The 12,400-nt window shown below is 47.6% G+C and carries 9 protein-coding genes, 1 pseudogene and 1 riboswitch; of the genes and pseudogenes, 2 read left to right on the plus strand and 8 right to left on the minus strand.

Going from position 1 to position 12,400, the window contains the following annotated elements:
* The first annotated feature begins 2 nt into the window (after window positions 1-2).
* A riboswitch (PreQ1 riboswitch) is annotated at window positions 3-46 on the plus strand.
* 11 nt (window positions 47-57) lie between these two features.
* Window positions 58-555, plus strand: a complete 498-nt coding sequence (gene queF / locus A8708_RS18975; protein ID WP_068666257.1) for a preQ(1) synthase — start codon at window positions 58-60, stop codon at window positions 553-555.
* Window positions 556-629: 74 nt separating this feature from the next.
* On the opposite strand, the gene A8708_RS18980 is transcribed toward queF, so the two are convergent.
* The 8 genes and pseudogenes from A8708_RS18980 to A8708_RS19015 form a co-directional block, all read right to left on the minus strand.
* On the minus strand, window positions 630-4,631 hold the full coding sequence (locus tag A8708_RS18980; RefSeq protein ID WP_068666259.1) for an S-layer homology domain-containing protein: 4,002 nt from the start codon (window positions 4,629-4,631) through the stop codon (window positions 630-632).
* A 179-nt stretch (window positions 4,632-4,810) separates the two neighbouring features.
* On the minus strand, window positions 4,811-5,047 hold the full coding sequence (locus tag A8708_RS18985; protein WP_068666261.1) for a hypothetical protein: 237 nt from the start codon (window positions 5,045-5,047) through the stop codon (window positions 4,811-4,813).
* 47 nt (window positions 5,048-5,094) lie between these two features.
* On the minus strand, window positions 5,095-7,158 hold the full coding sequence (locus A8708_RS18990) for a molybdopterin-dependent oxidoreductase (RefSeq protein WP_239696771.1): 2,064 nt from the start codon (window positions 7,156-7,158) through the stop codon (window positions 5,095-5,097).
* A 205-nt stretch (window positions 7,159-7,363) separates the two neighbouring features.
* Window positions 7,364-8,248 carry an L-serine ammonia-lyase, iron-sulfur-dependent, subunit alpha gene (sdaAA, locus tag A8708_RS18995; protein WP_068666263.1) on the minus strand — a complete coding sequence of 295 codons (885 nt, stop codon included), beginning with the start codon at window positions 8,246-8,248 and terminating at the stop codon, window positions 7,364-7,366.
* Window positions 8,245-8,925, minus strand: coding sequence for an L-serine ammonia-lyase, iron-sulfur-dependent subunit beta (gene sdaAB / locus A8708_RS19000; RefSeq protein WP_068666265.1), 681 nt, complete (start codon window positions 8,923-8,925; stop codon window positions 8,245-8,247). Before sdaAB ends, sdaAA begins: the two co-directional genes overlap by 4 nt.
* 732 nt (window positions 8,926-9,657) lie before the next feature.
* The gene (locus A8708_RS19005; protein ID WP_068666267.1) at window positions 9,658-10,305 is read right to left on the minus strand and encodes a ThuA domain-containing protein; all 648 of its coding nucleotides are present in this window, start codon (window positions 10,303-10,305) and stop codon (window positions 9,658-9,660) included.
* A 35-nt stretch (window positions 10,306-10,340) separates the two neighbouring features.
* The gene (locus A8708_RS19010; protein ID WP_068666269.1) at window positions 10,341-11,072 is read right to left on the minus strand and encodes an SDR family NAD(P)-dependent oxidoreductase; all 732 of its coding nucleotides are present in this window, start codon (window positions 11,070-11,072) and stop codon (window positions 10,341-10,343) included.
* Between the two features lie 44 nt (window positions 11,073-11,116).
* A pseudogene (locus A8708_RS19015) lies at window positions 11,117-11,335 on the minus strand (aldo/keto reductase); the annotation flags it as partial.
* A gap of 209 nt (window positions 11,336-11,544) precedes the next feature.
* Between A8708_RS19015 and A8708_RS19020 the strand changes: the two are divergent.
* On the plus strand, window positions 11,545-12,393 hold the full coding sequence (locus A8708_RS19020) for an AraC family transcriptional regulator (RefSeq protein WP_068666273.1): 849 nt from the start codon (window positions 11,545-11,547) through the stop codon (window positions 12,391-12,393).
* Window positions 12,394-12,400 lie beyond the last annotated feature (7 nt).

Consider the following 12,400-nt stretch of genomic DNA (forward strand, 5'->3'; position numbering starts at 1 on the left):
AATATAAAGAGGTTCGCAAACTCCCTCTCTAAAAAACTATGAAATGAGGATTTACCCATGGCAGGAAGAAGTAATGAAGACTTGAAAGAGATTACCCTACTGGGCAATCAAGGCACGAAGTATGTGTTCAATTATGACCCTACACTCTTAGAAGCATTTGACAATAAACACCCAGATCGGGCCTATTTCGTCAAATTTAACTTCCCTGAGTTCACTAGTTTGTGTCCTGTAACTGGACAACCGGATTTCGCAACCCTCTATATTTCGTATATTCCTACGATCAAAATGGTAGAGAGCAAGTCCCTGAAACTTTACCTATTCAGCTTCCGCAATCACGGTGATTTCCACGAGGATTGTGTCAATATTATTATGAATGATCTCATCGAATTGATGAATCCGCGTTATATCGAGGTTTGGGGCAAGTTCACGCCACGCGGCGGCATCTCCATTGATCCTTACTGCAACTGGGGTCAACCTGGCACGAAGTACGAGACGATGGCTGAACATCGCTTGATGAATCATGATATGTATCCAGAGAAAATCGATAACCGCTAGGATACCAGCGGCGGAATGAGAAAAGCTTGATCAATCCCCAGTAGTGAACGGGGTTCGATCAAGCTTTTTTGTACCTAATTCGTAAATGTTAAGATTTGAATTAAGCGCTGTAGAAGTACAGCACTTTGTGCACGCGTTGCTTCCTTCTCCGGATCGAAGGATGTCGGAGTCATGCCCTCCATTAAGTGGAGTTGAACTAAACGTCGAACCGCGTCCGTTGACCAGGATTGAATATGCTTTTGATCCGTAAATATTGTTGAATCACCTGTTAGTTGTTGATTATCATAGCCAGCGGACTGAAGCGCCCGATCGATCATGACCGCCATTTCCTCACGTGTTATCGTCTGATTAGGTCGGAACGTACCATCTCCATAGCCCGTGATAATGCCACCCTCAACCGCAGCATGTATAGAATCATTAAACCAATCTGTAGGACTCAGATCTTTGAAAGCCCTAGTCTCATTGGATGACTTGATGCCCAACGCGCGAGTGAGAAGCGTTGCCAACTCTGCACGTGTGATCGGTTGATCTGGACGGAACTCTTCTTTGGATACACCTTGAACGAGCCATTTATTGGCCATTCGCTCAATGCCATCTTGTGCCCAATGCCCATTCGTATCGATAAAAGAAATATCATTTTCAATTAGCAGAAACGTCTCATTGGAATGACTATACAGCGTCGCCTCTCCTGATTTCACCGTAAGCGGCACAGGTTCATAGGTCGGTTTCCCTTGCGCATCCTTGACGACTCTAACGGCTGCAAGATAACGTTCATTAATCGCCCGATCTACCTGTACGGTATACGGTACATAGGAGCTGAAACTGGATATCGTTGCAGATTTCCCATCCCCCATGACTGCCTGCATAGTGAAATCGATCGCGTTCACGACTTTGATTCCTGCAGCATTTGCTTGTGCTGAAGCATTCTCGTTCCTACCAATATTGACTTGGATCCCAGCTAATTGAGACATATCCAATTGGTGTAGAGGGAGTTTCACGCTTCCCATGTCGGTTTTAATCGTTGCGAATGGGATGTCTTTCAGCTTCTGAAGAGAGGACTGGTTCAACGTAAGCTGTATCTGCCCTACAACACTTGGCGCATCCACCACGATAGTAATCGGACCGTTTCCTTGTGCTTTAATAATCGTATCTAATGTTTTCTCATCTAATGTTGCTGTGGCTACCGCTTTTCCATTCTCTTCGGTTACTTTGGCATTCAGAATTTCCGAATTGTTGCTTAGCGGACTGCCGCCAGTTGACGATGGAGTTGATGAACTGTTGTCCAGTGTAGGCGTCGGCCAAATTTCCGTCGTCGTTACCCCATCCGCCCTTTCATAGTTCGTTCCCAAGTTGTTCAAATAATTGTTCGTTAATACAATGTTCGTCCCCGCCTGCAATTGAATCCCATACGTATTCCCGGTAATGGTATTGCCTATAATTTGTACGTCTTGAGGATCGCCCGCTCCTACAAAGTTTGCGTTCTTATCACCATTATCGTGTTCTAGCATAATTCCCCAGTAGTTCGTCGCCGTGTTATTACGAATGATGTTATTGATAATGCGCGTTCCTGGTCCATTTAAAATATTTATGCCAACCGCATTACTTACCGTTGTCGTATTCTCAATCACATTGTTCTCAATCAACGTTTCTGGTGTACCCATGGTGACAACAATACCTTCCCGCGAATTGCGAATGGCGTTGTCGTGGATATGGTTCTTAGGACCAGATTTGCTATGATTCGTCGGTGCCGTTCCCCCGGTATTCCCAAGGCCTACTCCTCCGCCAGTCCAAATATTCTCGATCGTATTCCCATACACTTCGTTCAAGTACTCCAATTCACCGTGCAGGTCAATCGCGTCTAGTTTGGTGTTAATGTAATGATTGTTTCGTAACGTGTTGTTGTGTGCAACATTCTGAATAAGAGATCCATGTCGCAAATACGGTCCTTGAAAGATTGAGTCCTCAACCACATTCCAATACGTATCATTGTCAAAACCAAGTCGATCCACCTTCGGCATACCTTGAATGGAAGTCCCGTATCCGGCTCCGCCTCCGCCTAGATCTGTTGCATTACGGAAGGTACTGCGGCGAACAACGACATCATGACTATTCTCGATTCGAATAGCCATACGGCTGAATCGTTCCACAGTTACATGATCAATGGTCACGTTATAGGATGGAGATTCCCCATAATTAGCAATGGCGATAGAGCTGTCAGGTCCCCCTGCATCTGGATTATTGGTAGCGTGTTCTAACGAGAAGTTACGATTCCATGTTGAAGTTACCGTTAAATTGGAGACAACAATATCATGTTGATTCGATGACTTGACCACAGAGCTATTCTTAATGTTATCAATGCTTGATTTCAAGATCGTATCGGACTGGCTTTCCCCTCGCAAGTTTACACCTGATTTGAGTTTGATGTTCACGAAACCATCCGGTGAAGAGATTAGATTGTAAACACCATTCGGTATATACACTTCATCCCCAGGTGAGGAGGCATCAATCGCATTTTGAATAGCAACCCTATCATCATGCCCATTGTCTATAGGGTCAGCGCCATAATTGACAACATTATGTGTTGTACCCGTTACAGGATTAGGCGTGTGCAAAGGATGTGCTGAACCATCTTGTTTAGTCAAGCCAGCTTTCGTAAAAGGAAGGGTACCCGGAGGCGCTTCCGGTATCGTATTCGGAACAACTGCAACCGGTGTATCTCCGTTCAGGAAAGGCGGATAAATCATAACTTCGGTTAGGCTGATGAACGTTTTGCCATCAGATGTACCATGACCAATAATTTTGACAAAACGAGCATCCGTATCCGCAATATCGAATGCCTGCATATTGGCGGTATCTGAGCGGCTGTTGCCACTGAATACATTTGTCCATGTTAGTGCATCGTTGGACGTTTGAATGTCAATTGGCGCATAACGTTGATCTCCCTTGTAAAAGGAAATCCCGACATATCCGATCCGTTTCGTTTCTCCTAGATCAAACATGATATATTGGCCATCACCAGATGCTGACCAACGGCTGAATAAGTTGTTATCCAATGTGTTACTCTCTACATTGCCATCGCTGCTGCTAGCGTTAACTTCTACGACTTGTAACGGTGTAACGGGTGCAGCTAACGTCGTTACATGGTATGTCAATGGCGTCGAATAATTACCAACGGGATCTCCCGCATACACGTGATAAGTAACACTTGTGTTAGGCGACAAGCCTTGAGCTGTATAGGTATTCCCTGTCATCGTTTTGACGAGGGTGTCATCTTGATAGATCATATAATTAGATACAGAGCTATCATCTGTTGCTGCTGGCCAATTTAATTCGACAAAGTCGGTTCCGAGATTAGATGACTTTAGTGCAGCGTTGGATGGCCAAGTGGGTGGCGTGGTGTCACTTTGTACAACACGCGTCACACGAAGCTGTGACTTCGCATTCAACCCTGTAGCTTCTTTGGAATAGACATTAACCGAGTTGCTTGAACTGTTGGCAACAACAAAGGATACAGCTCCATCAGCTACATGTTGTCTAACATATTCGGTCACGTCAACCTTATACAGCGCTGGATTTTGGCTGCTACCATTAATCTTATTAGGCTGAGTTACCGTGAATTGGCCAAGCTGCGTAAGTTGCGTCAAATCCGTATAAGGCGATGTCTGCCAAGTTATCGTGTTTTCTTCCCAGGCGAAGTTATCTAGGGCATAAACTTGCAGATCGGTATTAATTTCACTACTGCCTCGCTTGGCCGAAACTTCCAAATAAAATTTGTAGGTAGCATCTGCCACAGAGGTCACATTAAATTTAAAATAGGCTTGTTTCTTCTTGGTGCTGCTCGTCGAGATACTAAATACACCTTCAGCAGTATCCGTCTTGGTGTTATAATTCGTTGTTTCAACGCTAGCATTTCCCGTATCCTTAAGGAGAGCTGCGTCCTCGCTAGCAAGTAGCGGAGTACCCACATCCACTTCAACATCTGCCGCCATACTAGTTACAGGAAGCAGTAAAAGCGAGACTATCAATGAGAAAATCAGCATGATGCTTATCTTACTTTTGACAAGATGATATTTCATTCCGACAAAACTCCTTATCGTTTAGATTTCGCCCATTGTAAGCGTATACAAAAATGATCATACTTCCTTTCTTGCAAATTGAATTGTCATTTATTTAGGTTAGGGAGTGGATAAATTTAGGATCTCGCGGCAAAAAAACCGATCCATAAGGATCGGTTAGGTGCGCAAGTCCAGTTATATTAGTACAACGGCTGTGGCGTATACACAGGCTGCGGACATTGCGGATACGGCATGATATCTCTCACTTGATTGAACGTATAGTGCTTCGTAGCGAATTGCGTATGATATAAATATTCAATGACGTAGATCGATCCATCTTGTACACTGCACAGAATACCGGATACGCCAGTACCATCCATCAAGGAAATACCAACAGGTCTTCCGATTAAAGCGTAAGCTTTCTGCTGTATGGGCATAAATCATCATCTCCTGATGTACCCTATGCCGCCAACCGCCCAAATGTTCAAGCTCCGCTCAACTTTTCCACGCCTACCCTTCCCGAGAAAAAGGTAGCTCCACCACCCATATCGGCCACACGATCAGGTGTCAGGACATTGACGCGCGTTTTGCCCCCTTGGGTATCGGCCCATAGCCCTTGACTGACGACCACCCCGCGCTGTACATCGCGGCCCGCCATAACTACCAGCTCACACTCGCCGCGCTCATTCCACACCCGTGCGGTATCGCCGCTAGCCAAACCTAATGCCGATGCATCGTTGTTATGCATATGCAGCTTTGGCATTTTCTCCATACGGACATGCTTCTCGTTATGTGCAAATGTTGAATTCAAGAAGTTATGATTCGGCGCTGGAATGAACATAAATGGCAAATCACTGGTTTCAGCAAGCGGCACATACGTTGGAAGTGCTGGAAACCCCTTACTTGCCATGTCGGCCGAGTAGAGTTCAATTTTGCCGCTAGGCGTCCGCAGTTTCCCGGGAAATAAGGGCAGAGTCGCTGCCTTCATGAATCCGGTTTCCAACAAAGCATCATATGAAATGTCGGCTAATGCTGGGTTTCCAGGATGATCCAATGCCTGACGTACCATGTCTTCATCGCTGTCCCGCAGCGCTTCATCTTCATAGCCCATCTTCGCTGCGAGCAATCGGAACACATCCACATTCGCTTTGCTCTCCCCATAAGGCGCAATTACAGGCAACTGAAGATGCACGTAGTGATGCCAATAGGAGCGATAGAAATCTGTATTTTCAAAAGAGGAGGTCGCTGGGAGCACAATATCCGCATACTTGGCTGTCTCCGTTAGGAACAAATCATGCACGACAGTGAATAGATCTTCTCGCACCAGCCCCGCTTTCACTTTATTCGCATGAGGAGCGACCAGCGCTGGATTCGAATTATACACATACAAAGCGTGGATAGGCGGGTCCAGCTCGAGCAAGGCGCTGCCAAGCAAGTTCATATTGATGAGACGCGCACTCTTCGTTCGCAAATCCGGCCGTTGCAAGGCCGGCAAATTATGCTCTAGATAAGCGCCATTTCCTTTAATTGCACCGCCGCCAGGGTGCAGCCATTGTCCTGTTAACGCCGGTAAGCAAGCGATCGTCCGCACGCACATACCGCCATTATCGTGATGTTGGATTCCATTCCCAATACGAATGAAAGCTGGTGAAGTCTCGCCATATAAGCGAGCAAGGCGATAAATGTCTACCACAGGCACACCTGTAATTGCAGATACACTGGCAGGATCGTATTGCTTTACATGCTCCCTAAGCTCTTCGTACCCTAGCGTGTATTGCTGTAGGAAATCCTCATCCGTCATCCCCTCATTGAACAGGATATGCATCATGCCAAGGGCCAGAGCCGCATCCGTACCTGGCAAAATGGGAATGAACCAGTCCGCCCAGCGGCCTGTTTGGTTCTTATGCGCATCAATTACGATGATTTGCGCGCCATTCTTGCGGGCTTTCTCAGCCAGCATCACCTGATGCATATTCGTGCTGACCGCATTGATTCCCCACATGATGATCAGCTTCGCGTTCACCGTATCCTCTGGATCGGTCCCGTAGCTGCCGCCCATCGTGTATTTGTAGCCTTCCGTGCCGGCTGATTCGCAAATCGAATACATCAGACGGCTCGCTCCCATCCGGTGGAAGAAGCGGCGATCCATGCCTTCCGTTCCGATTCTCCCCATATTGCCATAGAAACTATAGGGCAATATGGATTCTGGGCCTTCCGAGGCAATCAGTTCCTTCCAGCGACTCGTGATCGTGTTCAACGCCTCATCCCAGGAAATCTGCTCGAACGAGGCCTCCTCCCCCTTGGGGCCGACACGTTTCAAGGGATACTGCAATCTTTTATCATCATAAATACGTGCCGTCATGTTGCGAACTTTATTGCAAATAGCTCCCTGTGTCACGGGGTGTTCAGGGTCTCCTTCGATTTTAACAATCTTCCCGTCTTCTTTATGAAGCAGCAATCCGCACTGATCCGGGCAATCCAGAGGGCAGACAGCTGGAAAAATACCTTGTTGTTCTTCAGTCATGGTTGTAGACATTGTTGTGCGCATGGACTCTTCCTAGCTCCTTTCACATACATCATTTCTTTACTATATACCGAAAAGGAATGGAAGTGAAACCTCGCACTAGCAGCTTAAACGCCAGGCGATGCCGTGAGGTGGATAATCGGGCAACGCCAAATGCCTCTTAGTCCATGAAAATAACCGCCCCCTCACGATATGGAATATCCTGAGGGGGCGGTTATTTGTACGCCTGCTATTCTTTCTTTTTTAGGTTCAATTCCTTCATAATTTTACGCCCTGTCGGTGTCTGCGCTAAACCGCCTTTGGCCGTTTCCCGATGTTTCTCCGGCATGGCTGTGCCTACCTCATACATCACTTGGACGACTTCATCGGAAGGGATCACCGAACGGACTCCTGCGAGTGCCATATCAGCTGCCGCCATCGCGTTTACTGCGCCGAAGCCATTGCGAACGATACAAGGGATTTCTACTAATCCACCAACGGGATCGCAAATCAGTCCGAGCGTATTCTTCAGCGCAAGTCCGACCGCATGCATCGCTTGCTCAGGCGTACCGCCGCGCAGCTCAACGAGTGCGCCAGCTGCCATCCCGATTGCCGAGCCAACTTCGGCCTGACATCCGCCTTCTGCGCCGGAAACGAATGAATTGTTGGCGATCACATAGCCGATCGCACCTGCACATAGCAACCCTTTGACCAAGTGATCATCTTCCCAGCCAAAACGCTGCTGAGAACTAATAAATACCCCTGGAATAATTCCGCATGAACCAGCCGTCGGTGTCGCAATAATTCGGCCCATGGATGCGTTAACTTCGGATACCGCTAAAGCATAGGCCATCGCTTTGCAAGCCTCTTCGCCCAGCGATGCCTCCGTTGTCGTGAGGTAGGTAGCCACACGCTGCGCATCCTTCCCCGTTAACCCGCTTCGCGAGGTCGTATCCTCGGTTAGACCTTTGCTTACTGCTTCTTTCATGATTTGATAATAGGCACGCATTTTATCAAATACATATTCGGGCGATTTGCCTGATTCTTCACTTTGATCAGCCAGCATCACTTCTGCTATCGTCAAGCCTTCCGCCGCACATAGATCGGCTAGCTGCTTTAATGTCCGAAACCTCATTCGTCGCCTCTTTCTGCCAGATCCACTTTTCTAACGTCAGTGATCATGTTTAGACGCAGAATTTGTTCTACTAAAGGAGCTGGAATTGACGCATCCGTCTCAATGACCGTCATCGCTTCGCGATTGCGCCCTTTTCGGTCCAAATCCATAAATCCAATATTGATCTGATTGCTCCCTAGCAGCGTAGTAATATCTGCAATCATTCCTGGCCGATCATGATGGGATACCACCAATGTAGGGTAATTCGCTGTGAATTTCACATCAAATTGATTAACATTGATAATCTCAACATTGCCTCCGCCGATCGAAGCCCCTCTCATGCTGATTTTCCGCGATTCTGAGGTAAGTACAATACCCACCGTGTTCGGGTGATCAGCCTTATCTTTGCTAATATGAAAAGCTACAGCGACGCCTAACGCTTCCGCTTCATCTGCCGCTCCCGGAATACGTGGATCATCCGTCTCCCAATCCATAATTCCACCGATCAGCGCGAGATCCGTGCCATGCCCTCGATACGTATCTGCGAAAGATCCGTACAACGTGATCTCTGCTTGGAGCGGCTGTTCGCCTAGCAGTTGCCTGGCAACGCGTCCCAATCGAATTGCACCCGCGGTATGCGAGGAGGAGGGACCGATCATCGAGGGGCCGATGATGGAAAAAACATCTTTAAAACGCATCACACAGCGCTCCTATCCTAAGGTGTTACTTACTATCTTCTCCTATTGTATGAAAGGGGACATATAAAAGACAAGTCTTTAAATTGACTAAATAAAATATTTTTCGCGCCATCTTGAAGCTTTATTCAATGGAGTGAAGGCGGCAACTCGGTGCCGTGGCATACGCTAGTACGCTAGTTGCTCTTCAGAGAACGCTTAGATCCTCAAGTCCCTCCCCTTCCCCTTGTCAAAAATGCATAAAGGCACTTTTCGACTGGTTTTCCCCACGGTTCCTTGGAAATGGATGCAAAAAGGCATCAATTTCAGGTATTTTCAGGTCATTATCACGAAATATATTAAAATTGATGCCTTTTTGCACGTATTTGTCAATTTTGGCCCTAAATTAGTCTAAAAGGTTGTATTTTTACATTTTTGGGGAAGGGTGAGGGGAGAGTTGGGGTAGATGGGGTGAGGGGGAGAGTTGGGGTTGATGGAGTGATGGGAGAGTTGAAGTAGAAGGGGGATGCGAGAATTGGAGTAGATAAGGTGATGAGTGAATTGGAGTAGATAAGGTGATGAGTGAATTGAAGTAGATAAGTGTTGGGTGAAAATGAAAAGCGTATAAACCCTGCTCGCGTTCACGCCAGCAGTAGCTCTGCTCCTGCTTCAAGCCCAACGCCCCCAAATAATAAAACAAAAAACCAGCGCCTCAAGGCACTGGTTCGTGTCAATTGGTTCGAGCCCATTGTCAGCTTAGTTAACCGGCAAGCCTGCTGCCCAGAAACCGGCAGAACGGATCCACTTCCCATATGTCTCCGACTGAAAGGATGGCGGATGATGGCCAGGCATCAGGTAAACGACTCTGCCCAACCCATATGTGCGCGTCCATGCTGCAGGCCATTGTTTGCCTTCATGTACGTACGTCAGGAGGAGCTCGATCTGCGCGAGTGGGTCTAGTTCGAAGCGGTACGGCTCTTCGTCCATCTCGAATGGCTCCAGTCCGTTCGTTAATGAATGATCGCTCTCTATCTTCTCGAAAGGGAGTCTCGTGTAGGCTGGGTGACCTGTAAATCTTGCACCGATCAGCTGGCTAAGCTCCGGGCTGCCCTGGATGGAGATGCCGTTATGGATAATGAGTAGACCCCCTCCGCCAGCAACATATTGAAGGAGGCCAGCTGTTTCTTCAGCCTCAGGCACTCCCCCCCATATGTCTAAGTAGGAAACGACTAATGGATAGGGCCGGAGGACGTCCACTTTCAGATGAGCAGTGCCTTCAACTGATGTGACTTGAAAAGATGACCCTAAGTTATCGATGATAAGCTGCTGCACCGCCCGCAATTTATGGTATGGTGCATCGTCGTTATTGCCAAGAAGCAAGGTAGGAATACTTATACTTGCCATTCGAATTCATCTCCTTTTCTCCATGTCGCCATGACTTACCACGGCCATTGTCCGCCTTGATAGTCAGTTAGTGCCAGTGCTTGATCCGGCCAATCGGGTCCGAGTCGCTGCTCGAGGAGGCTGAGAATGTGTTGAGCAGATTGCTCAGGCGTCAGCTTGGCTGTCGCATCTAGCTCGCCTTTCATATAAGACTGCACATGCCCGGGATGCACGACCATCACTTTGCCGCCTTGCGGTGAAATTTGGTTATGAACGAGTTGTGATTGCATATTGAGCGCAGATTTGGACATGCAGTAGGCATACCAAGCAGTTCGCTTACAAGCCCCGATGCTGCCCGCTTCGGACGAGATGTTCATAATGATTTTGTCGGTGCTTTTTAAAATAGGATTAATCAACCCATTCGTCATACGCAATGCACCAAGTGTATTCACCCGGAAGGCCTGCTCAATGTCTTCAAAATCCAACTCATCCTGAATGTTCGAGGTCGTATCCCCCAGGATAGCACCATTATTGATGAGCAGATCAAGCCGTTCCGTTTCGGCAACTACGATACGCAGCGCTTCCGCTACACGCGTCGCATCGCTGATATCCAGACGAATAGGACGCAGCCGCTTACCGTAAGCTGCCTCCAACTCCTGCAATGCCTGACATTCCTCCGCATACTGCCCTGCCCATACATCATAACCTCGCGCCAATAGTCCTTTGGCCAATGCAAGACCAAGCCCTCGGTCAGCTCCGGTGACCAAGGCCCAACGATTGTTTTTCATAGCCGCAAGCAGCTCCCCTCTTATGTAATGAATGAATGAATGCTTTACCAAGCATAAACCGCAGGAGCCGCTCCGCCTGGACCTGGGAAAATGCGAACCAGCTCCTTCAACGTCGCTTCATCCAGCTTAAGCTCCACCGCTCGGAGCTTATCTATCAGTTGGTTCACGGTACGAGGCCCAATAATCGGCGCTGTCACGAATGGGTTCGTAAGCAGCCAAGCTAACGCGACGTGAGCGGGTTTTTCGCCTAGCTCGCTGCACATCTTCCGCGAAAGCTTCCAGCTGATCGATACGGCGTACTTTTTTCAGCAAGGGTTCGATAGTCGTCACGTTGATTGACCTCGCTTCGCAACGATTACATGTGAATTGAGTTCATTCTAGTCCATATTGGGAGTCACTGCTATAATAAAATGGATGCACTATATAGCATAATGACCTATTACTCTTTCAAACCTTACAGGGGGAGCCGTCGATGGTTAACCATACAATTGCTCAGTACTCAATTGAAGCTCAGCAGGACATCCAATTCTATTACACGGGGACAGAACAATGCGTGCCTGGTCAATCTTGGGGACCAGCGATTAAACAGAACTATAAAATTTTCTATATTCATAGTGGCAAGGGGATCTATCGTGTCGGCAAGGAGACGTATCACTTATCTCAGGGACATGTTTTTCTGATATCTCCCTATGTCCTTTCTTTTTTTGCAGCGGACGAAGTGAATCCGTGGAACTTTTCGTGGGTCGCTTTCGGTGGCGGCATCGTCCAAGATTATTTGCGGCAAGCTGGCTTCACGCCAGACAATCCTGTCATTTCCTGCGATCGGGAGTTGGAAATCCGGCAGTGCTTCAATAAACTGTTTGACGCGAACCAGCAGTTTTACAGCAAGCCATTGCAGCTGACCTCGGCGCTATATGCCTTCTTAGCCTTGTTACTGGAATCCTCTCAACAGGAGCCCCCGTTCCAGCAGCAGAAGACCATGAAAGACATGTACGTAGCTCAAGCGATCTCTTTTATGAGGAACAACTATGCCCGCCACCTTACGATTGAGGAAATGGCCCACACATTGGGACTAAGCCGGAAATACATCACGAGCCTTTTCAAAGCAGCCATCGGCACACCGCCGCAGCACTATTTAGGCGAAATCCGACTGAGCAAAGCGTGTGAACTGCTGACGAACACGTCACTTTCCATAAAGGAAATCGCCTACTCCGTTGGATATACGGATCAATTACATCTTAGTCGAATGTTCAAGAAGTTGTATGGCATCTCACCAAGCCAATACCGGGAAGGCATTCGATTGCCAACAAGCCAACAATGAAAAAAAT

This window comes from Paenibacillus oryzisoli, assembly GCF_001653565.1.
In the GTDB taxonomy this organism is placed as follows: Bacteria; Bacillota; Bacilli; order Paenibacillales; family NBRC-103111; genus Paenibacillus_E; species Paenibacillus_E oryzisoli.